The sequence below is a fragment of the Pseudomonas oligotrophica genome (assembly GCF_021726475.1).
Classification (GTDB): Bacteria; Pseudomonadota; Gammaproteobacteria; order Pseudomonadales; family Pseudomonadaceae; genus Stutzerimonas; species Stutzerimonas oligotrophica.
Genome location: NZ_JAKJRU010000011.1, coordinates 1 through 23,549, shown reverse-complemented (window position 1 = coordinate 23,549; position 23,549 = coordinate 1). Strand labels below are relative to the sequence as shown.

Below are 23,549 nucleotides of genomic sequence, written 5' to 3'. Positions count from 1 at the left end.
GGTTTGTCTTTGGGCGCGAAAAACTAGTGTCGTCCAGGCGACAGGCCGAGTACCTCAAGCAACGTCGGCTACCGCGCATGCGAATAGCACGCCGTTGTGCAGGCGCGGAGCATATAATCGAGCACTTTTGAGTCGAGAGGTTGCGTAATGCGCGAGCGCCTGCTGGCCGCGGAAAAGACCACGTCCATCGAGTGGCGTGGCGACCATCTGTGTTTGCTGGATCAGCGGCAATTGCCTTTGCAGGTCGTATGGCAGCGTTTTGATAGTGCGGCAAGCGTTGCGCAGGCGATTCGGGCCATGGTGGTTCGAGGCGCGCCTGCGATTGGCATCAGTGCGGCCTATGGGGTGGTACTGGGGCTGCGCGAGCGCTTGAATCGAGGCGGCGACTGGCGTGCGGCCCTGGATGAGGATTTTGCGATTCTGGCTGGCTCGCGCCCCACGGCGGTGAACCTGGCCTGGGCTTTGGGGCAGATGCGTGAGCGCCTGGCTCGGCTCAAGCCGGGAGAGGATGCCCTCGCGGCACTCGAGGCTCAGGCCGTAGCGATCCATCAAAGTGACCGCGAAGCCAACCTGGCCATGGCGCAGTTCGGTGTGGAGCTCATCCGCAAGTTCAATTCGGCGGAACAGAGTTTCCTGACGCACTGCAATACCGGGGCTCTGGCAACCGGTGGGTTCGGTACTGCCCTGGGTGTCATTCGGGCCGCGCACCTCGATGGGTTGGTGGAAAGGGTCTATGCCGACGAGACCCGGCCATGGCTGCAGGGCGCACGGCTCACCGCCTGGGAACTGGCCAACGAAAGCGTCCCGGTCGTGCTGAATGCTGACGCCGCCGCCGCGCATTTGATGAAGACGCGTTCGATCAGCTGGGTGGTTGTCGGGGCTGACCGCATCACTGCCAATGGCGATGTGGCGAACAAGATCGGTACCTACCAACTGGCCGTGTTGGCCATGCACCACGGTGTGCGCTTCATGGTCGTCGCGCCGAGTTCTTCCTTCGATATGGCGATGGAAACCGGTGACGACATTCCACTCGAGGAGCGCCCGGCTATCGAACTCCTCGAACTCGCCGGTCAGAGAGTGGCTGCCGATGTGCCGGTGTTCAATCCTGTATTCGATGTCACTCCAGCCGACCTGATCGATGCGATCGTCACCGAGAAAGGTGTGGTCGAAAGGCCCACGGCCGACAAATTGGCCCGGCTGATGAGCCGTAGTCGGCTGCACTGAGACGCTTGCTCAAAGGGGCCGTCCAGGCGCTCGTTTAGCGCTTGTGGCAGTGAGCTGTGGTACCATTCCGCGCTTATCGCAGGACCTCGCTGACTAAAAGGAACCAGCTTTCCATGGGCGAACTGGCCAAAGAAATCCTCCCGGTCAATATCGAAGACGAGCTCAAACAGTCTTACCTCGATTACGCGATGAGCGTAATCATTGGCCGTGCGCTGCCGGATGCGCGCGACGGTCTGAAGCCCGTTCACCGTCGTGTGCTGTATGCCATGAGCGAACTGGGCAACGACTGGAACAAGCCGTACAAGAAGTCCGCGCGTGTCGTTGGCGATGTCATCGGTAAGTATCACCCGCACGGTGATTCGGCCGTATACGACACCATAGTCCGGATGGCGCAGCCCTTCTCGCTGCGCTACATGCTGGTCGACGGCCAGGGCAACTTCGGTTCGGTCGATGGCGACAGCGCGGCAGCGATGCGTTACACCGAGGTTCGCATGGCCAAGCTCGCGCACGAGCTGCTGGCCGATCTCGACAAGGAAACGGTTGACTGGGTGCCCAACTACGACGGTACCGAACAGATTCCCGCCGTCATGCCCACCAAGGTTCCGAACCTGCTGGTCAACGGTTCCAGCGGCATTGCCGTGGGGATGGCGACCAACATCCCGCCGCACAATCTGGGCGAAGTGATTGATGGCTGCCTTGCCCTGATCGAGAACCCCGAGATCAGCATCGACGAGCTGATGCGCTTCATCCCCGGGCCGGATTTCCCGACTGCCGGGATCATCAATGGCCGCGCCGGGATCATCGAGGCTTATCGAACCGGACGCGGGCGAATCTACATTCGCGCACGTGCCGAGATCGAGGATATCGACAAGGTTGGCGGTCGCCAGCAGATCGTCATCACCGAACTGCCGTACCAGCTGAACAAGGCACGGCTGATCGAGAAGATCGCCGAGCTGGTCAAGGAAAAGAAGATCGAGGGCATCACCGAGCTGCGCGACGAGTCCGACAAGGACGGCATGCGCGTGGTGATCGAACTGCGCCGCGGTGAGGTTCCCGAGGTTGTGTTGAACAATCTCTACGCCCAGACCCAACTGCAAAGCGTGTTCGGTATCAACGTGGTGGCCCTGGTCGATGGCCAGCCGCGTACGCTGAATCTGAAGGAGCTGCTCGAGGCCTTCGTTCGCCACCGGCGTGAGGTGGTGACCCGGCGGACAGTCTTCGAGCTGCGCAAGGCCCGCGAGCGCGGGCATATCCTCGAAGGCCAGGCTGTCGCGCTGTCCAACATCGATCCGGTCATCGCCCTGATCAAGGCCTCGCCGACGCCGGCCGAAGCCAAGGAGGCGCTGGTCGCCACACCGTGGGAATCTTCCGCGGTGGAAGCGATGGTCGAGCGCGCCGGTGCGGAAAACTGCCGGCCGGAGGGCCTGGATGCGCAGTACGGCCTGCGTGACGGACGCTATTTCCTGTCGCCCGAACAGGCCCAGGCCATTCTCGACCTGCGCCTGCATCGCCTGACCGGACTCGAGCACGAGAAGCTGCTGGCCGAGTACCAGGAGATCCTCGGTCAGATCGGCGAGCTGATTCGCATCCTTACCGATCCGGTGCGCCTGATGGAGGTGATCCGCGAGGAGCTCGAAGGCGTCAAGCGTGACTTTGGCGATGCGCGGCGTACCGAGATCCTGGAGTCGCGCCTGGACCTCACCCTGGCGGACCTGATCACCGAAGAGGAGCGGGTCGTCACCATCTCCCATGGTGGTTACGCCAAGTCCCAGCCGCTGGCGGCCTATCAGGCTCAGCGTCGTGGCGGGCGCGGCAAGGCGGCAACCGGGGTGAAGGAAGAGGACTACGTCGAACACCTGCTGGTCGCCAACAGCCACACGACGCTGCTGCTGTTCTCCAGCAAGGGCAAGGTCTACTGGCTCAAGACCTACGAGATTCCCGAGGCATCGCGGACTTCCCGCGGCCGACCGCTGGTCAACCTGCTGCCGCTGGATGAAGGCGAGCGCATCACCGCCATGCTGCAGGTCGATCTGGAGGCGTTGCGTCAGCAGGCCGCCGAAGGCGACGAGCTGGAAGATGTCATCGAGCAGGACGAAATCGAGGACCTCGACGAAGGCGAGGAATCTGCCGAGGAAATTGCCAGCGGCGCATTCATCTTCATGGCCACGGCTAACGGCACCGTGAAGAAGACACCACTCGTGCAGTTCGCCCGGCCGCGCAGTAGCGGCCTGATCGCCCTGCGCTTGGAGGAGGGCGATACGCTGATCGCCGCAGCGATCACCGATGGCAGCCGCGAGGTCATGCTGTTCTCCGATGCTGGCAAGGTGATCCGCTTCAAGGAGGGCCACGTGCGCACCATGGGCCGTACGGCGCGTGGCGTGCGGGGCATGCGGCTGCAGGATGGTCAGCAGCTGATTTCCATGATCATCCCAGAGCCCGAGGCGCAGATCCTCACCGCGTCCCTGCATGGCTACGGCAAGCGCACGCCGATCAGCGAGTATCCTCAGCGTGGCCGGGGTGGCCAGGGCGTGATCGCCATGGTCACCAGCGAGCGCAACGGCAGGCTGGTAGGCGCGATCCAGGTGCAGGACGGCGAGGAGATCATGCTCATCTCCGACCAGGGTACGCTGGTGCGCACCCGTGTCGCCGAGGTGTCCTCGCTGGGGCGCAATACCCAGGGCGTGACCTTGATCAAGCTGGGCAAGGGCGAGCATCTGGTCGGGCTCGAGCGTGTGCAGGAGCCTTCGGAGGAAGAGGTACTCGAAGACATCGAGGCCCTTATCGACGGGGATGCGCTGGAGAAGGAACTGCCAGTCATCAGCACCGAGCCTGACGAGGACGAACTGCTGGGCGGTGGCGGCGATGTGCCGCCGGACGTGGTGCCGACCGACGACGAAGACTGAGGTGAACCGCAAGGCCCTGTCCCGGGGCCTTGCGGGTGGCTGGATATTCCAAAGCTGGTTCCCATTTCGAGAGTGAACGACGTGAGCAAACGCGCTTTCAATTTCTGCGCAGGTCCGGCTGCGCTTCCCACGGACGTCCTGGAGCGAGCCCAGGCAGAACTGCTGGACTGGCAGGGAAAGGGCCTTTCGGTCATGGAAATGAGCCATCGCAGCGACGACTACGTGGCCATCGCCAGCAAGGCCGAGCAGGACCTGCGTGACCTGCTGGAGATTCCGGACAACTATCGCGTGCTCTTCCTGCAGGGCGGTGCCAGCCAGCAGTTTGCCGAGATCCCGCTGAACCTGCTGCCCGAAGACGGTGTGGCCGACTACGTCGACACCGGTATCTGGTCGCGCAAGAGCCTGGAGGAGGCGCGCCGCTTCGGCAGCGTGAACCTCGCCGCCAGTGCCAAGGGCTACGACTATTTCTCGATCCCGGGGCAGAACGAGTGGCGCCTGAGCGATAATGCCGCCTACCTGCACTACGCCAGCAACGAAACCATCGGTGGCCTGCAGTTCGACTGGATCCCCGATGTCGGCGAGACGCCGCTGGTGGTCGACATGTCTTCCGACATCCTCTCGCGGCGCATCGACGTGTCGCGTTTCGGCCTCATCTATGCTGGCGCGCAGAAGAACATCGGCCCGTCCGGGCTGGTGGTGGTCATTGTCCGCGAAGACTTGCTCGGGCGCGCGCGCAGCAGCTGCCCGACCATGCTCGACTACAAGATCGCCGCCGACAACGGCTCGATGTACAACACGCCCGCGACCTTCTCCTGGTACCTCGCCGGCCTGGTCTTCGAGTGGCTCAAGGAGCAGGGCGGGGTCGAAGCGATGGAAGCGCGCAACCGGGCCAAGAAAGACCTGCTGTACCGCTTCATCGACGCCAGTGGCTTCTACAGCAATCCGATCGCGCCGAATGCGCGCTCCTGGATGAACGTACCCTTTCGCCTGGCCGATGAACGACTGGACAAGGCGTTTCTTGCCGGCGCCGATGCCCGCGGCCTGCTCAATCTGAAGGGGCACCGGTCGGTGGGTGGCATGCGTGCTTCGATCTACAACGCGGTCGGCCTGGATGCCGTCGAAGCGCTGGTCGCCTACATGGGCGAATTCGAGAAGGAGCACGGCTGATGAGCGACGCGGATCAGTTGAAGGCCTTGCGGGTGCGCATCGACAACCTGGACGAGAAGATTCTCGAACTGATCAGCGAACGTGCCCGGTGCGCCCAGGAAGTGGCCCGGGTCAAGACCGCGTCGCTCGCCGAAGGCGAAAAGCCGGTGTTCTATCGCCCCGAGCGCGAAGCCTGGGTGCTCAAGCACATCATGGAGCTGAACAAGGGACCGCTGGACAACGAGGAGATTGCCCGGCTGTTCCGCGAGATCATGTCTTCCTGCCTGGCGCTCGAGCAGCCTTTGCGGGTGGCCTACCTGGGGCCGGAGGGCACCTTCTCCCAGGCCGCGGCGCTCAAGCATTTCGGCCACTCGGTGATCAGCCAGCCGATGGCGGCAATCGACGAGGTGTTCCGCGAGGTGGTCGCCGGCGCGGTGAATTTCGGCGTGGTCCCGGTGGAGAACTCCACCGAGGGCGCTGTCAGCCATACCCTCGACAGCTTCCTCGAACACGACATCGTCATCTGCGGGGAGGTCGAGCTGCGCATCCACCACCACCTGCTGGTGGGCGAGACGACCAAGACCGACCGCATCACCCGGATCTACTCCCATGCGCAGTCGCTTGCGCAGTGCCGCAAGTGGCTCGACTCGCACTACCCGAACGTCGAGCGCGTGGCGGTCTCGAGCAACGCCGATGCCGCAAGGCGGGTCAAGAGCGAGTGGAATTCGGCGGCCATCGCCGGTGATATGGCCGCCAAGCTGTACGAGCTGACCAAGCTGGCCGAGAAGATCGAGGACCGTCCGGACAACTCGACACGCTTTCTCATCATCGGCAACCAGGAAGTACCGCCAACCGGCGATGACAAGACCTCGATCATCGTGTCGATGCGCAACAAACCAGGCGCGCTGCACGAGTTGCTCGTGCACTTCAATTCCAACGGCATCGATCTTACCCGGATCGAGACGCGTCCCTCGCGTAGCGGCAAGTGGACCTACGTTTTCTTCATCGATTTCCTGGGGCATCACCAGGATCCGCTGATCAAGGACGTGCTGGAGAAGATCGCCCAGGAGGCGGTGGCGTTGAAGGTGCTGGGGTCCTATCCGAAAGCGGTTCTCTGAACCGCCTGCCGCAAGCCTCAAGCTGCATGCAGCTGGTTGTGGTTTCTGGCTTGCGGCCTACCGCTCGAGGCTTTTTGCTATGTCGTGTGATTTTCTCGCCCTGGCGCAGCCAGGTGTGCAACAGCTTTCTCCCTACGTGCCGGGCAAGCCGGTCGATGAACTGGCACGCGAGCTGGATCTCGACCCGGCCGGCATCGTCAAGCTGGCCAGCAACGAGAACCCGCTCGGGCCCAGCCCGCGCGTGCTCGAGGCGATCCGTGCCGAGCTGCCCGAGCTGACCCGCTACCCGGACGGCAATGGCTTCGAGCTCAAGCAGCGCCTGGCTGCCCGTTATGCGGTCGCGGCCGCTCAGGTCACCCTGGGCAACGGGTCCAACGATGTCCTCGAACTGGTGGCGCGGGCCTACCTGGCGCCGGGGCTGAATGCCGTCTTCAGTGCCCATGCCTTCGCGGTCTACCCCATCGTTACCCAGGCCGTCGGTGCCCTCGGCAAGGTCGTCCCCGCACGCGACTGGGGGCACGATCTGGACGCGATGCTGGCGGCCATCGACCAGCAGACGCGCGTGGTGTTCATCGCCAACCCGAACAACCCAACCGGCACCTGGTTCGACAGCGAAGCGCTCGCCCGCTTCCTTGCGCAGGTTCCGCAGGATGTCCTGGTGGTGCTCGACGAGGCCTACATCGAGTACGCCGAAGGTGGCGAGCTGCCCGATGGCATGACCTTCCTGCAGGCCCACCCGAACCTGCTGGTCTCACGCACCTTTTCCAAGGCCTACGGTCTTGCCGCGTTGCGCGTGGGCTATGCGATCTCCTCGGCGCAGATAGCCGATGTGCTCAACCGGGTCCGCCAGCCGTTCAACGTCAACAGCCTGGCACTGGCCGCGGCCTGCGCGGCGCTGGACGACACCGAGTACCTCGCGGCGAGCCGAGAGGCCAACAGCCGCGGCATGCGCCAGCTGGAAGAGGGCTTCGCCGCGCTCGGGCTCGAATGGATTCCCTCGCGAGGCAACTTCATTGCGGTGGATTTCGCGCGTGACGCTGCGCCAATCGATCAGGCACTGCTACGCGAAGGCGTGATCGTGCGCCCGGTCGCCGGTTACGGCATGCCCACCTTCCTGCGTATCTCGATCGGCACGCAAGCGGAAAACGCGCGCCTGCTCGAAGCCTTGCGCAAGGTACTGGCCCGGTGAGCGACGTCCGCGATCCGTTGGCGGTCGCGCCGATCGTCGAACGTCTCGTCGTCATCGGCCTGGGCCTGATCGGTGGCTCGTTCGCCAAGGGGCTGCGCGAGAGCGGGGCCTGCCGCGAGGTGGTGGGCTTCGATCTCGATGTCCGCTCGCGGGAACTGGCGGTAGAGCTTGGCGTGGTCGACCGTTGTGCCGATTCGCTGGAAGCCGCCTGCCAGGGCGCGGATGTAATCCAGCTGGCCGTGCCGATCCTGGCCATGGAGCGCCTGCTCGAGCAACTGGCGCGGCTCGATCTCGGCCAGGCCGTGCTGACCGATGTCGGCAGCGCCAAGGGCAACGTCGTGCGTCGCGCTGAGCAGGTGTTCGGTCGCATGCCGGGACGCTTCGTGCCCGGCCACCCGATCGCCGGCTCCGAGCAGAGCGGCGTCACGGCGGCCGACGGCAAGCTGTTCCGCCGCCACAAGGTGATCCTCACGCCGCTTGCGCATACCGAGCCGCAGGCACTCGAGCTGGTCCATCAACTCTGGGTCACGCTCGGCGCGCATGTCGAGCACATGGAGGTCGCGCATCACGACGAGGTGCTCGCGGCGACCAGCCACCTGCCGCACCTGCTGGCCTTCGGGCTGGTGGACTCGCTCGCCCGGCGCCACGAGAATCTCGAGATCTTTCGCTACGCTGCCGGCGGCTTTCGCGACTTCACCCGCATCGCCGGCAGCGATCCGGTCATGTGGCACGACATCTTCCTTGCCAACCGGGAAGCGGTGCTGCATACACTCGATGATTTCCGCGCCGACCTCGATGCACTGCGCGAGGCGGTGGATCAGCGGGACGGGCATCGGCTGCTGGGTGTGTTCACGCGCGCCAGGGCTGCCCGGGAACATTTCAGCAAAATACTGGCTCGCAGGGCCTATGTGGACGTTATGCATTCCAAAGATCTGATCTTCACGGCCCAGCCGGGTGGCAGCCTGAGCGGCCATCTGCGCGTACCGGGCGACAAGTCCATCTCCCATCGTTCGATCATGCTCGGCTCGCTGGCCGAAGGCACCACCGAGGTCGAGGGCTTCCTCGAGGGCGAGGATGCGCTGGCCACGCTCCAGGCGTTTCGCGACATGGGGGTGGTCATCGAAGGCCCGCAGCAGGGCCGCGTCACCGTGCATGGCGTCGGGCTGCACGGGCTGAAGGCGCCGGCCGGCCCGCTGTACATGGGTAATTCCGGCACGTCCATGCGCCTGCTGTCCGGCCTGCTTGCGGCGCAGCCGTTCGATACGGTGCTCACCGGCGACGCCTCGCTGTCCAAGCGACCGATGAACCGGGTGGCCAAGCCGCTGCGCGAGATGGGCGCCAGCATCGATACCGCTCCCGAAGGGCGTCCGCCGCTCACCATCCATGGCGGCCAGCCGCTCAAGGGCATGCACTACGAGATGCCGATGGCCAGTGCGCAGGTCAAGTCCTGCCTGCTCCTGGCAGGGCTCTATGCGCAAGGCGCGACCTCGGTCACCGAGCCTGCCCCGACGCGCGACCATACCGAGCGCATGCTGCGTGGCTTCGGCTATCCGGTGAAGGTGGATGGCAGCACCGTGACCGTCGAGCCTGGTCACAAGCTGCACGCCACTCGCATCGAAGTGCCGGCGGACATCTCCTCGGCGGCCTTCTTCATGGTCGCGGCGAGCATTGCCGAGGGTTCCGATATCACCCTCGAGCACGTGGGGATCAACCCGACGCGGATCGGCGTCATCGAGATTCTCAGGTTGATGGGGGCCGATATCAGCCTCGCCAACCAGCGTGAAGTGGGCGGCGAGCCGGTTGCCGACATCCGCGTCCGCGCGGCGAAACTCAGGGGCATCGATATTCCCGAGGCGCTGGTGCCGCTGGCCATCGACGAGTTCCCGGTACTCTTCATCGCCGCCGCTTGCGCCGAAGGGCGTACCACGCTGCGTGGCGCCGAGGAGCTGCGGGTGAAGGAATCGGATCGTATCCAGGTGATGGCCGACGGCCTGGCCACGCTGGGTATCCAGGCGCAGCCGACGCCCGACGGCATCGTCATCGAGGGCGGGGCGCTCGGCAGTGGCGAGGTGTGGGCCCACGGGGATCACCGCATCGCGATGTCCTTCAGCGTGGCCGCATTGCGCGCCCGCGGTGCGATCCGCATCCACGATTGCGCGAACGTCGCGACCTCGTTTCCCAACTTCCTGGCGCTGGCCCAGCGTGCCGGCATGCGCGTACAGACGGAGGGCGACGCATGACTGCCCTGGCGCCGGTCATCACCATCGACGGGCCGAGCGGTTCCGGCAAGGGGACCGTGGCGGCATTGCTTGCCGAGCGGCTCGGCTGGCAGTTCCTCGATTCCGGTGCACTCTACCGGCTGCTGGCCCTCGCGGCCGGCAAGCACGGCGTGTCGCTCGATGACGAAGGCGCGCTGGCGACGTTGGCGGGCGCGCTCGACGTGCGCTTCGGCGGCGCGGCGGCCGGGCAGGGCGCCATCACGCTCGAAGGCGAGGATGTGAGCGAGGCGATTCGCAACGAGGCCGTCGGTGCCGGCGCCTCGCGCGTGGCGGCACTCGGCGCCGTACGCCAGGCCTTGCTGCAGCGCCAGCAGGCCTTTCGCCAGGCGCCCGGTCTGGTGGCGGACGGTCGCGACATGGGCACCGTGGTGTTCCCCGACGCGCCGCTCAAGATCTTCCTCACCGCCAGCGCGGAGGAGCGTGCCCGCAGGCGCTTCCTGCAGTTGAAGGCCCGCGGCGATGATGTTAATCTCGCGAGTCTTCTTGAGGAGATACGGGCGCGCGATGAGCGCGATACCCAGCGTGCGGTGGCGCCGTTGAAGCCGGCAGATGATGCCGTCGAACTCGACTCCACCTCGCTCTCCATCGAGCAGGTGCTCGAATGCATACTGGACGAGGCCGCCCGGCGGCATCTGTCCTGAACGGAACGCCGAAAGGCGATCGAACAGGTTGCGCATCACCGCGCAGCCTGTTGACAAGGAGGCATGCGGGAGACCAGATCCTGTCCCGCAGGCCTTTTTTTATATGAATGAACCCACGCTATCTGGGGTGTGGAGATTGGGCGGCTCGGCCGTCCCAAAAACAGCAGGAATCAACATGAGCGAAAGCTTCGCAGAACTTTTTGAAGAAAGCCTGAAATCCCTCGACATGCAGCCCGGTGCCATCATCACCGGCATCGTGGTCGACATCGATGGTGACTGGGTCACCGTTCATGCCGGCCTCAAGTCCGAGGGCGTCATCCCGGTCGAGCAGTTCTACAACGAGCAGGGCGAGCTGACCATCAAGGTGGGTGACGAGGTCCACGTTGCTCTGGACGCGGTGGAAGATGGCTTCGGCGAAACCAAGCTGTCCCGTGAAAAAGCCAAGCGCGCGGAATCCTGGATTGTTCTGGAAGCGGCTTTCGCTGCCGAAGAAGTGGTCAAGGGCATCATCAACGGCAAGGTCAAGGGTGGCTTTACCGTCGATATCAACGGCATTCGCGCGTTCCTGCCGGGTTCGCTGGTCGATGTCCGTCCGGTGCGCGACACCACTCACCTGGAAGGCAAAGAACTCGAGTTCAAGGTCATCAAGCTGGACCAGAAGCGCAACAACGTTGTCGTTTCCCGCCGCAGCGTGCTGGAAGCCGAGAACAGCGCCGAGCGCGAAGCCCTGCTGGAATCCCTGCAGGAAGGCCAGCAGGTCAAGGGTATCGTCAAGAACCTCACCGACTACGGTGCGTTCGTTGACCTGGGCGGCGTCGATGGTCTGCTGCACATCACCGACATGGCCTGGAAGCGCATCAAGCACCCGTCCGAGATCGTCAACGTTGGCGACGAGATCGACGTCAAGGTGCTGAAGTTCGACCGCGAGCGCAACCGCGTATCGCTGGGTCTCAAGCAGCTGGGCGAAGATCCGTGGGTTGCCATCAAGGCCCGTTACCCGGAAGGTACCCGCGTTCAGGCGCGCGTCACCAACCTCACCGACTACGGCTGCTTCGCCGAGCTGGAAGAGGGTGTCGAAGGCCTGGTGCACGTTTCCGAAATGGACTGGACCAACAAGAACATCCACCCGTCGAAGGTCGTTCAGGTCGGCGACGAAGTGGAAGTCATGGTTCTGGACATCGACGAAGAGCGTCGTCGCATCTCCCTGGGCATCAAGCAGTGCAAGTCCAACCCGTGGGAAGACTTCTCCGCTCAGTTCAACAAGGGCGACCGCATCTCCGGCACCATCAAGTCGATCACCGATTTCGGTATCTTCATCGGCCTGGACGGTGGTATCGACGGTCTGGTTCACCTGTCGGACATCTCCTGGAACGAGCCGGGTGAAGAAGCCGTCCGCCGCTTCAAGAAGGGCGACGAGCTGGAAACCGTCATCCTCTCCGTCGATCCGGAGCGCGAGCGCATCTCCCTGGGCATCAAGCAACTGGAAGACGATCCGTTCTCCAGCTATGTCAGCCTGAACGACAAGGGCAGCATCGTCCGTGGCACCGTGAAGGAAGTTGACGCCAAGGGCGCGGTCATCGACCTGGGCAACGATATCGAAGCCACCCTCAAGGCTTCCGAAATCAGCCGCGACCGCGTCGAAGACGCGCGCAACGTGCTGAAGGAAGGTGACGAGGTCGAGGCCAAGATCATCAACATCGATCGCAAGTCCCGCGTCATCAACCTGTCCATCAAGTCCAAGGATGTCGAGGACGAGAAGGACGCGATGAACCAGCTGCGCAGCAAGCAGGAAGTCGAAAGCACCGGTCCGACCACCATTGGTGACCTGATCCGTGCCCAGATGGAAAACCAGAACTAAGTTTCTGCTTTCCTCCTGAACGAAAAAGGGCGAACTTCGGTTCGCCCTTTTTTGTGCCTTGCGTTTGTCGTCCGCGTTGCCTGGCCCTTCAGCGATGCTTGTGGCCTCGTTCGGCCAGGGCTTGGTTGACCGTCAGCCAGTCTGCCACGGCCTGTTCGCCGATCTCGGCGAAGACCTTTTCCAGCAGCCGTACCTGTTCGCGGCGCAGCTGCTGCTCCAGCTTGGCGCCCTCGGCGGTGAAGCGCAGGATGCGCTTGCGCTTGTCGTCCTCGGCCGGCTGGCTCTCCACCAGATGCATCTCGATCAGCTGGCGCAGCGGAATGTTCAGTGCCTGCTTGCTCACGCCCAGATAACCGAGCAGCTCCTTCACGTTCAGGTTGGGATAGCTGCCGATGAAAAAGAGGATCCGGTGATGCACGCGGGACAGGCCGCGGCGGGCCAGGATCTCGTCGGGCTTGGCGGTGAATGCCTGGTAGCCGAGGAAGAAGGTCTCCATGATCTGCCGTTGCGTAGTGCTTTTTTTTAGGTCAGGCATATTGACGTATTAATCCACTGAGGCGTAATTTCGGTCAACAAGTTTGACTTATTTTCCATTCCTCTGCACCGGTACCGAAATGGCTTTCTCCGAACGCATCGATCGCCTGAAAAGCTCGCTGATCCGTGAAATCCTCGCCGCGGCCCAGCGCCCGGAAGTCATGTCTTTCGCCGGTGGCTTGCCGGCCGAGCCGATGCTGCCCAGTGTCGATTGGGCTGCGCTGCCGGCCAGCATGGGGCAGTACGGCATGAGCGAGGGCGAGCCGGAGCTGCGCGAAACGATTGCCGCCCAGGCGCGGGCGCTCGGCGTCGCCTGCGAGGCCAGTCAGGTATTGATCGTCAGCGGCTCGCAGCAGGCGCTCGACCTGGCCTCCAAGCTGTTCATCGATCCGGGCACCGAGGTGCTGGTGGAGGCGCCGACCTATCTGGCCGCGCTGCAGTCGTTCCAGCTGTTCGGCGCGGACTGCCTGGCAGTGGCGCAGCAGGCCGACGGCCCTTGCCTCGATGACCTGCGTGCCCGGCTGGAGCGGCACCGGCCGGCATTCGCCTACCTGATTCCGACGTTCCAGAATCCGTCCGGCGTGCGCTACAGCGAGGCCAAGCGCGATGCGGTGGCGGCGCTGCTCGACGAGTTCGGTGTCACGCTGCTCGAGGACGAGCCCTACCGCGAGCTGGTGTTCGACGAGGGTAGCGCCCGGCCGATCGTCAGCCGCCTGTGCAAGGCCAGCTGGATCTACACCGGAACCGTGTCCAAGACGTTGCTTCCGGGGTTGCGCGTCGGCTACCTGATTGCCTCGCCGGATCTGTTTCCCTACCTGCTCAGGCTCAAGCAGTGCGCCGACCTGCATACCAACCGGATCGGCCAGTGGCAGGCCCTGCAGTGGCTCGGTACGCAGGCCTATCAGGACCATCTGCAGGCGCTGCGCGATTTCTATCGCAGCCGACGCGATGCCATGCAGGCGGCGCTGGTCGAGCATTTCGCCGACCTGGCGACCTGGGAGATCCCGCAGGGTGGTTTGTTCTTCTGGCTGGCGCTGAAGCAGCCACTGGATACGCGCACCTTGCTGCGTCCGGCGTTGGCCGAGGATGTGGTGTTCATGCCGGGCGAGCCGTTCTTCGTCGAGCCGGAGCGCAATCTTGGCTATCTGCGGCTGAATTTCAGCCATGTCGCCCCCGAACGGCTGGGCGAGGGATTGCGCCGCCTGGCGGCGGTGGTGCGCCAGGCGCAGGCGGCAGAGGCGGCATAGCGGCGGTTCAGGCCACGGGGCTGGAGGGTGTCATGTACAAGGTGTATGGCGATTACCGGTCGGGCAATTGCTACAAGGTCAAGCTGATGCTGCACCTCTTGCAGCAACCCTACGAGTGGGTTCCGGTCAACATCCTGCGCGGGGAGACGCGCTCCGAGGCGTTTCTGAAGAAGAATCCCAACGGCAAGATCCCCGTGCTGGAACTGGAGGATGGCAGCTGCCTGTGGGAGTCCAATGCGATTCTCAACTTCCTCGCCGAGGGCAGCGAGTTCCTGCCCGGCGACCCGCGCCTGCGTACCCAGGTGCTGCAGTGGCAGTTCTTCGAGCAGTACAGCCACGAGCCGTACATCGCCCTGGCGCGCTACATCAAGGTCTACCTGGGGCTGACCGACGAGCGCCGGGCCGAGTACGAGGCCCGGCTGTTCGACGGCTACCACGCCCTGGACGTGATGGAGCAGCAGCTGCTGCGTACGCCCTACCTGGTGGGGGACACCTATTCGATCGCCGACGTGGCGCTGTACGCCTACACCCATGTGGCGCCGGAAGGAGGCTTCGATCTCGACGGCTATCCGGCCATCCGCGGCTGGCTGGACCGGGTGGCCAGCCATCCGCGGCACGTGGGGATGTTCGACTGAGGGGCTCGTGCGCTGCGCATGAGCGGTGAGGCGGTCGGTTACTTGACCAGGCCGAGGAACTCGCTGCGGGTGGCGGCGTTGTCGCGGAACTGGCCGAGCATCACCGAGGTGACCATCGAGGAGTTCTGCTTCTCGACGCCGCGCATCATCATGCACATGTGCTGCGCTTCGATAACCACGGCCACGCCGGCGGCACCGGTGACCTGCTGGACCGCCTCGGCGATCTCGCGCGTGAGGTTCTCCTGAATCTGCAGGCGGCGGGCGTACATGTCGACGATCCGCGCCACCTTCGACAGGCCGAGCACTTTGCCGGCAGGCAGGTAGGCGACGTGCGCCTTGCCGATGAACGGCAGCATGTGATGCTCGCACAGCGAATACAGCTCGATGTTCCGGACCAGCACCATCTCGCTGTTGTCGGAGCTGAACAGGGCGCCGTTGGTGACTTCCTCGAGCGTCTGCTGGTAGCCCTTGCACAGGTACTGCATGGCCTTGGCGGCGCGCTTGGGCGTGTCGACCAGCCCTTCGCGGGTGACGTCCTCGCCGAGCTGGGTGAGGATCTGCGTGTAGTTGTGTTCCAGTGACATCGAGCTACCTGTGGGTCTCATGGCAGAGCAAACGCGAAGGGTAGGCGGCGACCGTTCTGCTGGCAAGCGCCGTGTCGATGCCGGCTGCCTGGCGCTTCACTCGTCGCGCCCGTCGAGCATGGTGCGCTTGAGCATGACGTAGAGGGCGCCGGTGCCGCCGTGGCGCGGCAGGCAAGAGGCGAAGCCGAGCACCTGAGGATGCTGGCGCAGCCAGGTGTTGACGTGGCTCTTGATCAGCGGCCGCTTGCCATCCAGGCGCGCGGCCTTTCCGTGGGTCACGCGCACGCAGCGGATCTCGAAGCGATTGGCCTCGGCGATGAAGTCCCAGAGTTGCTGTCGGGCCTTTTCCACGCTCAGGCCATGCAGGTCGAGGCTGCCCTCGAAGGGGATCTGGCCGGCCTTGAGCTTGCGCATCTGGCCTTCCTGCACGCCGTCGCGCGCCCAGTACAGCTCGTCCTCGGCACCGACGTCGATGACGAACTGGTCGGACAGCCCGTCGATGCGCGTCTGTTCGCTCGCCACGCTGGCATTGGCACGGCGCTCGGCGATCTGCTGGCGGTTGCCGCGGGGCTTGCCGGTGTCGGCCCGGTCATGGCTGATCGGCTTGACGCCGCGCACCGCGGCCTTGAACAGGGAGAAGTCGTCGTCTTGATCGTCTTGCATAAGGCTCTCCGCAACGGCCGCCGAGTTTAGCGCAATTGCCGCGGCGGATGCGCCGGCGCAGGGCTGGCGTTCACGGGCGCTTCTTCAGCAGGCCGGGAGCCATGCTGAGCTCGCCCGGCCCTCGGCTGCGCCGGCGGCAGCGGCGTCCGAGCAGCAGGCCGGCCAGCAGCAATGCCAGGCCGAAGGCCAGGAACCAGGTGCTGGCGTCGTCGAGTTCACCGGACAGCCCGGCCGGCGCCAGGCCGGCCAGTTGTGCCAGGCCGCTGCCAAGCAGCAGGAGCCCGGCCAGGCCGAGCAGGGCGGCGATGAGCTGGGCCAGGCGCCGCCAGGGTTGGCGTGGGCGGCGCGGGCGCAGGCGGCGGGCGTCGAAATTGTCGGACAGCTTCAATGCACATGGCCTCCAGAGTGGGGCTGTGGCCCGAGCGCCGACGGTCGCGTCGGCGATTCGATGTCAGCGCACGAGCGCGGTGGTATCCGGTACGCAGACGGCGAAATTGTCGGCCAGGATGGTCATCTCCATGCGGTGCACCTGCTCGGCATCGATGCTGCCGTCACCCATCGGCAGGTCGCGCGTGGCGCAGGCACTGTCGACCAGGGTGCAGCGGTAACCGTAGTCCTTCGCTGCGCGCACCGTAGTGCTGATGCTCGAGTGGGTCATGAAACCGCAGACGATCAGGTCGAGGCGACCGTGGTTCTGCAGCAGGTCGTGCAGGTCGGTGCCGGCGAAGGCGTTGGGCAGGCGCTTGGCGACGACATGCTCGCCGGCCAGCGGCGCGGCCTCGGGCATGATCTGCCCGCGAAAGCCCTGCGGATCGAACAGGCCGCCGGAAATGCCGAGGTGGTGCACGTGCACGATCGGGGTGCCGGCTGCGCGGGCTGCTTCCAGCAGGCGGGTGATCTCGGGCAGGGCGCGATCCAGCGCGGGCAGTGCCAGGACGCCGCTGCGGTATTCCTCTTGTACGTCGATGACCAGCAGGGTGGCATTGGCCAGGGTTGCGGGTGCGTAGCTGCGGCCACTGAGCTGAAGCATGGTCTGTGGCTTGGTCATTGCCGACTCCTTGTTCAATGAGGGGGCTGATTGTGGCGCGCCGGGCCGGCGTTGTGAACCGTCGGTGCGCATGCCGCCGCGAGGGGAGCGAAGCGTACAGGCCCCACGGCGCGCGCGCAGGTGTCTATAGGGGCATTTACAGGAGCGGCAGCTGGTGTTCCAAAGGCTCGGGCCTGCCCGGTGGCGTCCTCGCGGGTGCCCGGGGTCGCTGTTAAACTGCCGGACTTTTTCCGGGAGATGCCGCCGTGACCGCTTCGCCTTCGCGCCTGACCACGTTGCGTGACTACATCCGCTGGGCCGTCAGCCGCTTCCACGAGCAGCAGCTGTTCTTCGGCCATGGCACCGACAATGCCTGGGACGATGCGCGCCTTTTGGTGCTCGGTGCCCTGCACCTGCCCTGGGAGATGGCCGATGCCTACCTCGACTGCCGCCTCGAGGAGGACGAATGCCAGCAGCTGAACGCGCTGCTGCGCCGGCGCATCGAGGAACGGGTGCCGACCGCCTACCTGCTCGGCGAGGCCTGGTTCTGCGGGCTGCCGTTCATCGTCGACGAGCGCGTGCTGATCCCGCGCTCGCCGATCGCCGAGTACATCGAGCGGCACTTCGCGCCCTGGCTGCCGAAGACGCCGGCACGCATCCTCGACCTGTGCACCGGCTCGGGCTGCATCGGCATCGCCTGTGCCTACGAATTCCCGGATGCCGAAGTGGTGCTGGCGGACCTGTCCTTCGACGCCCTGGAAGTCGCCAACCGCAACATCGAGCAGCACGAACTGGAAGGGCGGGTCTACACGGTGCAGAGCGACGGCTTCGACGGGCTGCCGGGCCAGCGCTTCGATCTGATCGTGTCCAACCCGCCCTACGTCGATGCCGAGGATTTCGCCGGCATGCCGGAGGAATACCAGCACGAGCCGGAACTGGGCCTGGCCTGTGGTGCCGATGGGCTGGATCTGGTGCGGCGCATCCTCGCCGAGGCGGCCGATCACCTGAGCGAAGACGGTGTGCTGGTGGTCGAGGTGGGCAACAGCCAGGTGCATGTACAGGCGCTGTACCCGGAGGTGGACTTCACCTGGCTGGAGTTCCAGCACGGCGGGCATGGCGTGTTCCTCCTCGCGGCGCAGCAGTGCCGGGACTACCAGGCGCTGTTCCGCCAGCGGATCAAGGCGCGCTGAGCCGGGTCAGCGCGTCGCCATCCAGATCAGCAGGCCGGCCTGGAACAGCGCGAAGGCGATCAGACAGACGATGGTGAAGCGCAGGGCGCCGTCTTCGCGGCGCAGCCGGCCGATGCGCTGCTGCAACTGGGCGATCTGGCCCTGCTGCGCCAGCAGGTTGCGGTCGGCCTGCTCGAGCATCGCGGCGGCATCGTCCAGGCTGATGAGCTGGACCTTCTCCTGGTTCCAGTCGGCGCGCAGCGCGCTCACCCGCGGCGCGCTGTAGCTTGGCCGCGCCCCGCGTTCCTGCGGGTAATGCACATCGAACCCCTGGGTGAGCAGGCAGTGGTCGCGGCGCAGGCGCTGCTCGTCGCTCAACGCTTCGCCCGGCAGTGCGGCGCCCTCGACCAGATAGTGCGACCAGCGCTTCTGCGCCCAGCCGATGGCTCGCGCCAGCAGGAAGCGGCCAAGCCCGCGATTGGCCGGGTCCAGCTGCAGGCCGCTGTCAGGGCCGAAGCGAATCTCCTTGCTGCGATGGTCGGCCCACACCTCGAGCAGGTTCTGCCGGCGGCTACGCGGCTGGCCGGGCACCTGCACGTAGAGTCGCAGCAGGCTCTGCTGCTGGCTGTGGCGCTCGACCTGGCCAAGCTCGACGAAGCGCAGCGGTCGTGGCCCCAGCTCGCGCTCGGTCGGCAGCGGCGCCAGGCGCAGCAGCTCGAAACGCTCGGCCCCCAGTTCGGCCCAGGGGTGCTTGGGTGGACTGGCGCTGTCGACGGTGGTGGTGGTTGGCTCGCTCATCCTGATCCCCAGGCCTTTGTGCAAAAAAGGCTGCTGGGCACATATCGGCAGGCGACGGGCTAACTCGAGGCTGGCAACAGGCCATTACGCTGCAGGAATGCCTCGATATGCCCGAGCAACTCGGGCGCCAGCGGCAGTTCCGGTTGGTTGTACGAGATCAGCGGATCGTCGCTGGCTGGCCCGACGATGCGCAGGACGTGGTTCATGCCGTCGATCATCGCCAGTTCGGCTTGCGGGCGGGCGCGGTGCAGGGCGCGGGCGTCATCCAGGCCGACCTGCACGTCGCGGCTGCCCTGGACGATGAGCGCCGGCACCTGCACCTGGGCAAAGGCCTCGGCGGGATCCTGGCGGAACAGCGAGACGAGATAGGGCTGCACGCTCGGCCGCAGCAATACCATCAGCTCGTCGGGTACTACCGGATGGATACGGCCTGCTTCGAGCTCATCGATCAGGTAGCCGGCATGGGCGAGCAGCGCCGGCGGCAGCTTGCCCTGCAACTGCTGGCGCAGCAGCCGGGCGATCGGCCGTCCGCTGCCGGCGATGCTGATCAGCGCCGCGGCTTCGGTGCGCGGCGCCGCCAGGCTGGCGACCAGTGCGCCTTCGCTGTGGCCGATGAGGATCTGCCGGCCAAGGCGCGGGTCGCGACGCAGCTGCTCGCTCCAGGCCCGCAGGTCCTCGACATAGCGCTCGAGGCTGAGGCTGCGCTCGTCGCGGCCGGCGTCCAGGCTGCGGCCGACGCCACGCTTGTCGTAGCGCAGGCTGGCCACGCCCATCTCGGCCAGGGCGACGGCCAGCTTGCGGAGGTTGTCGGTGTGCGCCAGCGGGTTGTTGCCGTCGCGGTCGGTGGGGCCGGACCCGGCGACCAGCAGGGCCACGGGCACGGGCGCCTTGCTGTGCGGCACCAGCAGGGTGCCCGACAGCTGCCCGCTCGGCGTAGCCAGGCTGACCGGTTCGCTGAGCAGCAGGCGGGCCTGGGCGAAGGCCGGGGACAGCAGCAGGGCAAGCAGGAGCAACAGGCGCATGGACAGATCCGGAAAGTGATTTTCGGGCGTGGCAGCGGACATCTTCGCCGCTCGCCGCCAGGAAGCGAAGCGGCGAAAGCGGCCGCCGCTCAGGTATACTCTCGGCCCTTTGTCTTGGTCGATCGCGGAGCCCCTGCATGTCCGGCAACACATACGGCAAGCTGTTCACCGTCACCACCGCTGGCGAGAGCCATGGTCCGGCGCTGGTCGCCATCGTCGACGGCTGCCCGCCGGGGCTGGACGTGTCGGCCGAAGACCTGCAGCGCGACCTCGACCGTCGCAAGCCCGGCACCAGCCGCCACACCACCCAGCGCCAGGAAGCCGACGAGGTGGAAATCCTCTCCGGCGTGTTCGAAGGCAAGACCACCGGCTGCCCGATCGGCCTGCTGATCCGCAATACCGACCAGAAGTCCAAGGACTATTCGGCGATCAAGGACCTGTTCCGCCCGGCCCACGCCGACTACAGCTACCACCACAAGTACGGCATCCGCGACTACCGCGGCGGCGGCCGCAGCTCGGCGCGCGAGACCGCCATGCGCGTGGCCGCCGGCGCCATCGCCAAGAAGTACCTGGCGACCCAGGGCATCGTCGTGCGCGGCTACATGAGCCAGCTCGGCCCGATCGAGATCCCGTTCAAGACCTGGGATTCGGTGGAAGAGAACGCCTTCTTCAGTCCCGACCCGGACAAGGTGCCGGAACTCGAGGCCTACATGGACCAGCTGCGCCGCGACCAGGATTCGGTTGGCGCGAAGATCACCGTGGTCGCCGAAGGCGTGATGCCCGGCCTCGGCGAGCCGATCTTCGACCGCCTCGATGCCGAACTGGCCCATGCGCTGATGAGCATCAACGCGGTCAAGGGCGTGGAGATCGGCGCCGGCTTCGCCAGCGTTGCCCAGCGTGGCACCGAGCATCGCGACGAGCTGACCCCCGAGGGGTTCCTGTCCAACAACGCCGGCGGCATCCTCGGCGGCATTTCCTCCGGTCAGCCGATCATTGCCCACCTGGCGCTCAAGCCCACCTCCAGCATCACCACGCCGGGGCGCTCGATCGATGTCGACGGCAACCCGGTGGAGGTGATCACCAAGGGCCGCCACGACCCTTGCGTCGGCATCCGTGCCACGCCGATCGCCGAGGCGATGATGGCCATCGTGCTGATGGACCACCTGCTGCGTCATCGCGCGCAGAATGCCGAGGTGCGCGTCGCCACGCCGGTCCTGGGGCAGCTGTGAGCGACCAGTCGCAAGCCGAACGCGGCAAGCGCGTGGCAGCAACGACTCCATTTGCCGCCTGAAGCTTGCCGTTCATGACAGCCCTGCCGTACTGGCGCCTTTCGGGGTTCTACTTCTTCTATTTCGCGCTGCTTGGCGCGACGGCCCCGTTCCTGGCGCTGTATTTCGACCATCTGGGCTTCGGTGCCGAGCGCATCGGCGAGCTGATCGCCATCCCGATGCTGATGCGCTGCGTCGCGCCGAACCTCTGGGGCTGGCTGGGCGATGCCACCGGCAGGCGGCTGGAGATCGTGCGCCTCGGCGCCCTGTGCACCCTGGCTTCCTTCGGCCTGATCTTCCTCGACAAGAGCTTCGCCTGGCTGGCCCTGGTGATGGCTTTGCATGCCTTCTTCTGGCACGCGGTGCTGCCGCAGTTCGAGGTCATCACCCTGGCGCACCTGCATCGCCAGGCCGCGCGCTACAGCCAGGTCCGCCTGTGGGGCAGCATCGGCTTCATCGTCGCGGTGGTCGGGCTGGGGCAGGGCTTCGAGCGGCTGAGCCTGGACTACTACCCGCACCTGGTGATGCTGGTGATGCTCGGTATCGTCCTGAGCAGCGCCTGGGTACCCAATGCCCGCCCGCATGGCCAGGACGGCACGGTGGGTGAGGGGGGCTTCCTGCGCCAGCTGCTGCGCCCGCCGGTGCTGGCCTTCTACCTGGCGGTGGGGCTGATGCAGCTGTCGCATGGCCCGTACTACACCTTCCTCAGCATCCACCTGGAGTCGCTGGGCTATGCACGCGGCACCATCGGCATGCTGTGGGCGCTGGGCGTGGTCGCCGAGATCCTGTTGTTCCTCGGCATGGCGCGGCTTCTGGAGCGCTTCAGCCTGCGCCGCATCCTGCTGGCGAGCTTCCTGCTGGCGGCGCTGCGCTGGCTGCTGCTCGGCACGCTCGCCGAGCACCTCGCGGTGCTGCTGGTCGCCCAGCTGATGCACGCGGCGACCTTCGGCAGCTTCCATGCCGCGGCCATCCATTTCGTCCAGCGCAGCTTCGGCCCGCGCCAGCAGGGCCAGGGCCAGGCGCTGTATGCCTCGCTCGCCGGCATCGGCGGTGCGTTGGGCGCGTTGTACGCCGGCTACAGCTGGAACAGCCTGGGCGCGGCCTGGACCTTTGCGCTCGCCAGCCTGGCCGCGCTGGCCGCGGCCCTCATCATCGCGGTTCGTTTGCAGGAGCAGCCGGCATGAACGCCACGCTGCCGAGCCTGGCGCCTCTCGAGGCCGAACTGCAACCACCCATCGGGCACCTGACACCATCGGAGCACTAGCATGAGCGTCCTCAGCGTCTACCACGAAGACCACCCGGAGCAGCCGCTCAAGGTCCTGACCCACCTCGAGGACATCGCCAGCACCCTGGCCGATGTCGGCGTGCAGCTGGAGCGCTGGGCAGCCAGCGCCCCGATCGCCGCCGGCGCCAGCCAGGACGAGGTGATCGCCGCCTATCGTCCGCAGATCGACAAGCTGATGGGCGAATGCGGCTACGTCGCGGTCGATGTCCTCAGTATTACCCGCGACCACCCGCAGAGGGCCGAGCTGCGCGCGAAGTTCCTCGACGAGCACCGCCATGCCGAGGACGAGGTGCGCTTCTTCGTCGCCGGGCGCGGGCTGTTCACCCTGCACATCGGCGCCATGGTCTACGCCGTGCTGTGCGAGAAGAACGACCTGATCTCGGTACCGGCGGGCACCCGCCACTGGTTCGACATGGGCGAGGAACCGCATTTCGTCGCGATCCGCCTGTTCAACAATCCCGAGGGCTGGGCCGCGCAGTACACCGGCGAGGACATCGCCGGGCGCTTCCCGCGCCTGGAGGACTGATACTCGGGCAGGGCCGTGCCCAGTTGCCCGCTCATCGGCGCATGGACGGTTGCGCCGGGGCCAGCGGGCGGCAGTGGCCCTGCGACTGAACCCTGCAGCCGCCCTGGCATCCTAATTACGAACCTTCTGAAGGGGAGTGACCCTTATGGATGCCTTCGGCGGAATCCTCGGCCTGATCATCCTGCTGCTGGATATCTGGGCCATCGTCAGCATCGTTCGCAGCGACGCCACGGGCGGCAAGAAAGTGCTCTGGGTGCTGCTCATCCTCATCCTTCCGGTGCTCGGCCTGATCCTCTGGGGGATCATGGGGCCGCGCGGCAACCGGCCTGACGCAAGCGGCGAGATCCGGCGCTAGATGTGATCTCTCAGTAGGTTGTTCATCCGGGGCATACCCGGAATTCTGGAAGTGCGACCAACCATGCCTTCCAGGAGC

The 23,549-nt window shown here is 65.6% G+C and carries 22 protein-coding genes; 15 read left to right on the top strand and 7 right to left on the bottom strand.

Annotated features, from left to right (window positions below):
* Positions 1 to 147: 147 nt before the first annotated feature.
* From mtnA to rpsA, 8 genes are all read left to right on the top strand, one after another.
* A complete protein-coding gene (mtnA, locus tag L3N39_RS18795; protein ID WP_237258959.1) occupies positions 148 to 1,224 on the top strand; it encodes an S-methyl-5-thioribose-1-phosphate isomerase in 1,077 nt (358 codons plus the stop codon).
* 113 nt (positions 1,225 to 1,337) lie between these two features.
* The gene (gene gyrA, locus L3N39_RS18790; protein WP_237258958.1) at positions 1,338 to 4,127 is read left to right on the top strand and encodes a DNA gyrase subunit A; all 2,790 of its coding nucleotides are present in this window, start codon (positions 1,338 to 1,340) and stop codon (positions 4,125 to 4,127) included.
* Positions 4,128 to 4,208: 81 nt separating this feature from the next.
* Entirely contained in the window at positions 4,209 to 5,294 is a 1,086-nt protein-coding gene (serC, locus tag L3N39_RS18785) for a 3-phosphoserine/phosphohydroxythreonine transaminase (RefSeq protein ID WP_237258957.1), read from the top strand.
* Positions 5,294 to 6,391: a prephenate dehydratase gene (gene pheA / locus L3N39_RS18780; protein ID WP_237258956.1), complete on the top strand. Its 1,098-nt coding sequence runs from the start codon at positions 5,294 to 5,296 to the stop codon at positions 6,389 to 6,391. Before serC ends, pheA begins: the two co-directional genes overlap by 1 nt.
* Before the next feature lie 79 nt (positions 6,392 to 6,470).
* Entirely contained in the window at positions 6,471 to 7,580 is a 1,110-nt protein-coding gene (hisC, locus tag L3N39_RS18775) for a histidinol-phosphate transaminase (protein ID WP_237258955.1), read from the top strand.
* Positions 7,577 to 9,820: a bifunctional prephenate dehydrogenase/3-phosphoshikimate 1-carboxyvinyltransferase gene (locus L3N39_RS18770; RefSeq protein WP_237258954.1), complete on the top strand. Its 2,244-nt coding sequence runs from the start codon at positions 7,577 to 7,579 to the stop codon at positions 9,818 to 9,820. Before hisC ends, L3N39_RS18770 begins: the two co-directional genes overlap by 4 nt.
* Positions 9,817 to 10,500, top strand: a complete 684-nt coding sequence (cmk, locus tag L3N39_RS18765; protein WP_237258953.1) for a (d)CMP kinase — start codon at positions 9,817 to 9,819, stop codon at positions 10,498 to 10,500. The genes L3N39_RS18770 and cmk overlap by 4 nt, the downstream gene beginning before the upstream one ends.
* A gap of 175 nt (positions 10,501 to 10,675) precedes the next feature.
* Entirely contained in the window at positions 10,676 to 12,358 is a 1,683-nt protein-coding gene (rpsA, locus tag L3N39_RS18760; RefSeq protein WP_237258952.1) for a 30S ribosomal protein S1, read from the top strand.
* A gap of 88 nt (positions 12,359 to 12,446) precedes the next feature.
* On the opposite strand, the gene L3N39_RS18755 is transcribed toward rpsA, so the two are convergent.
* The gene (locus tag L3N39_RS18755; protein ID WP_237258951.1) at positions 12,447 to 12,893 is read right to left on the bottom strand and encodes a MarR family winged helix-turn-helix transcriptional regulator; all 447 of its coding nucleotides are present in this window, start codon (positions 12,891 to 12,893) and stop codon (positions 12,447 to 12,449) included.
* Positions 12,894 to 12,972: 79 nt separating this feature from the next.
* Between L3N39_RS18755 and L3N39_RS18750 the strand changes: the two genes are divergently transcribed.
* Together L3N39_RS18750 and L3N39_RS18745 are read left to right on the top strand one after the other, a co-directional pair.
* Positions 12,973 to 14,139 carry an aminotransferase-like domain-containing protein gene (locus L3N39_RS18750; protein WP_237258950.1) on the top strand — a complete coding sequence of 389 codons (1,167 nt, stop codon included), beginning with the start codon at positions 12,973 to 12,975 and terminating at the stop codon, positions 14,137 to 14,139.
* 32 nt (positions 14,140 to 14,171) lie between these two features.
* Positions 14,172 to 14,774: a glutathione S-transferase family protein gene (locus L3N39_RS18745; RefSeq protein WP_237258949.1), complete on the top strand. Its 603-nt coding sequence runs from the start codon at positions 14,172 to 14,174 to the stop codon at positions 14,772 to 14,774.
* Between the two features lie 38 nt (positions 14,775 to 14,812).
* On the opposite strand, the gene folE is transcribed toward L3N39_RS18745, so the two are convergent.
* The 4 genes from folE to L3N39_RS18725 all read right to left on the bottom strand — a co-directional run bounded on the left by folE (position 14,813) and on the right by L3N39_RS18725 (position 17,069).
* On the bottom strand, positions 14,813 to 15,358 hold the full coding sequence (gene folE / locus L3N39_RS18740; RefSeq protein WP_237258948.1) for a GTP cyclohydrolase I FolE: 546 nt from the start codon (positions 15,356 to 15,358) through the stop codon (positions 14,813 to 14,815).
* A 96-nt stretch (positions 15,359 to 15,454) separates the two neighbouring features.
* Entirely contained in the window at positions 15,455 to 16,021 is a 567-nt protein-coding gene (locus tag L3N39_RS18735; protein WP_237258947.1) for a Smr/MutS family protein, read from the bottom strand.
* Between the two features lie 70 nt (positions 16,022 to 16,091).
* Positions 16,092 to 16,409 carry an LPXTG cell wall anchor domain-containing protein gene (locus L3N39_RS18730; protein WP_237258946.1) on the bottom strand — a complete coding sequence of 106 codons (318 nt, stop codon included), beginning with the start codon at positions 16,407 to 16,409 and terminating at the stop codon, positions 16,092 to 16,094.
* 63 nt (positions 16,410 to 16,472) lie between these two features.
* Positions 16,473 to 17,069 (bottom strand): cysteine hydrolase family protein, encoded by a 597-nt coding sequence (locus L3N39_RS18725; protein WP_237258945.1) that lies wholly within the window; start codon positions 17,067 to 17,069, stop codon positions 16,473 to 16,475.
* Positions 17,070 to 17,314: 245 nt separating this feature from the next.
* On the opposite strand from L3N39_RS18725, the gene prmB reads away from it, so the two are divergent.
* Positions 17,315 to 18,238 carry a 50S ribosomal protein L3 N(5)-glutamine methyltransferase gene (prmB, locus tag L3N39_RS18720; RefSeq protein WP_237258944.1) on the top strand — a complete coding sequence of 308 codons (924 nt, stop codon included), beginning with the start codon at positions 17,315 to 17,317 and terminating at the stop codon, positions 18,236 to 18,238.
* 6 nt (positions 18,239 to 18,244) lie between these two features.
* Here prmB and L3N39_RS18715 read toward each other — a convergent pair whose 3' ends face one another.
* Positions 18,245 to 19,015, bottom strand: a complete 771-nt coding sequence (locus L3N39_RS18715; RefSeq protein WP_237258943.1) for a hypothetical protein — start codon at positions 19,013 to 19,015, stop codon at positions 18,245 to 18,247.
* Between the two features lie 59 nt (positions 19,016 to 19,074).
* Positions 19,075 to 20,037 (bottom strand): alpha/beta hydrolase, encoded by a 963-nt coding sequence (locus L3N39_RS18710; RefSeq protein WP_237258942.1) that lies wholly within the window; start codon positions 20,035 to 20,037, stop codon positions 19,075 to 19,077.
* Positions 20,038 to 20,174: 137 nt separating this feature from the next.
* Between L3N39_RS18710 and aroC the strand changes: the two genes are divergently transcribed.
* The 4 genes from aroC (at position 20,175) to L3N39_RS18690 (ending at position 23,471) form a co-directional block, all read left to right on the top strand.
* Complete coding sequence (aroC, locus tag L3N39_RS18705) at positions 20,175 to 21,266, top strand: chorismate synthase (protein ID WP_237258941.1); 1,092 nt, start codon at positions 20,175 to 20,177, stop codon at positions 21,264 to 21,266.
* A 74-nt stretch (positions 21,267 to 21,340) separates the two neighbouring features.
* On the top strand, positions 21,341 to 22,489 hold the full coding sequence (locus tag L3N39_RS18700) for an MFS transporter (RefSeq protein ID WP_237258940.1): 1,149 nt from the start codon (positions 21,341 to 21,343) through the stop codon (positions 22,487 to 22,489).
* An 81-nt stretch (positions 22,490 to 22,570) separates the two neighbouring features.
* Entirely contained in the window at positions 22,571 to 23,116 is a 546-nt protein-coding gene (locus L3N39_RS18695; protein ID WP_237258939.1) for a 1,2-dihydroxy-3-keto-5-methylthiopentene dioxygenase, read from the top strand.
* Between the two features lie 145 nt (positions 23,117 to 23,261).
* Positions 23,262 to 23,471: a PLDc N-terminal domain-containing protein gene (locus L3N39_RS18690; RefSeq protein ID WP_237258938.1), complete on the top strand. Its 210-nt coding sequence runs from the start codon at positions 23,262 to 23,264 to the stop codon at positions 23,469 to 23,471.
* Positions 23,472 to 23,549 lie beyond the last annotated feature (78 nt).

Bases quoted from the DNA above. Each gene is read 5' to 3' on its own strand.
- mtnA (WP_237258959.1), top strand. From the start codon at position 148: ATGCGCGAGCGCCTGCTGGCCGCGGAAAAGACCACGTCCATCGAGTGG.
- gyrA (WP_237258958.1), top strand. From the start codon at position 1,338: ATGGGCGAACTGGCCAAAGAAATCCTCCCGGTCAATATCGAAGACGAG.
- pheA (WP_237258956.1), top strand. From the start codon at position 5,294: ATGAGCGACGCGGATCAGTTGAAGGCCTTGCGGGTGCGCATCGACAAC.
- hisC (WP_237258955.1), top strand. From the start codon at position 6,471: ATGTCGTGTGATTTTCTCGCCCTGGCGCAGCCAGGTGTGCAACAGCTT.
- cmk (WP_237258953.1), top strand. From the start codon at position 9,817: ATGACTGCCCTGGCGCCGGTCATCACCATCGACGGGCCGAGCGGTTCC.
- rpsA (WP_237258952.1), top strand. From the start codon at position 10,676: ATGAGCGAAAGCTTCGCAGAACTTTTTGAAGAAAGCCTGAAATCCCTC.
- L3N39_RS18755 (WP_237258951.1), bottom strand. From the start codon at position 12,893: ATGCCTGACCTAAAAAAAAGCACTACGCAACGGCAGATCATGGAGACC.
- L3N39_RS18750 (WP_237258950.1), top strand. From the start codon at position 12,973: ATGGCTTTCTCCGAACGCATCGATCGCCTGAAAAGCTCGCTGATCCGT.
- L3N39_RS18745 (WP_237258949.1), top strand. From the start codon at position 14,172: ATGTACAAGGTGTATGGCGATTACCGGTCGGGCAATTGCTACAAGGTC.
- folE (WP_237258948.1), bottom strand. From the start codon at position 15,358: ATGTCACTGGAACACAACTACACGCAGATCCTCACCCAGCTCGGCGAG.
- L3N39_RS18735 (WP_237258947.1), bottom strand. From the start codon at position 16,021: ATGCAAGACGATCAAGACGACGACTTCTCCCTGTTCAAGGCCGCGGTG.
- L3N39_RS18725 (WP_237258945.1), bottom strand. From the start codon at position 17,069: ATGACCAAGCCACAGACCATGCTTCAGCTCAGTGGCCGCAGCTACGCA.
- L3N39_RS18715 (WP_237258943.1), bottom strand. From the start codon at position 19,015: ATGAGCGAGCCAACCACCACCACCGTCGACAGCGCCAGTCCACCCAAG.
- L3N39_RS18710 (WP_237258942.1), bottom strand. From the start codon at position 20,037: ATGCGCCTGTTGCTCCTGCTTGCCCTGCTGCTGTCCCCGGCCTTCGCC.
- aroC (WP_237258941.1), top strand. From the start codon at position 20,175: ATGTCCGGCAACACATACGGCAAGCTGTTCACCGTCACCACCGCTGGC.
- L3N39_RS18700 (WP_237258940.1), top strand. From the start codon at position 21,341: ATGACAGCCCTGCCGTACTGGCGCCTTTCGGGGTTCTACTTCTTCTAT.
- L3N39_RS18695 (WP_237258939.1), top strand. From the start codon at position 22,571: ATGAGCGTCCTCAGCGTCTACCACGAAGACCACCCGGAGCAGCCGCTC.
- L3N39_RS18690 (WP_237258938.1), top strand. From the start codon at position 23,262: ATGGATGCCTTCGGCGGAATCCTCGGCCTGATCATCCTGCTGCTGGAT.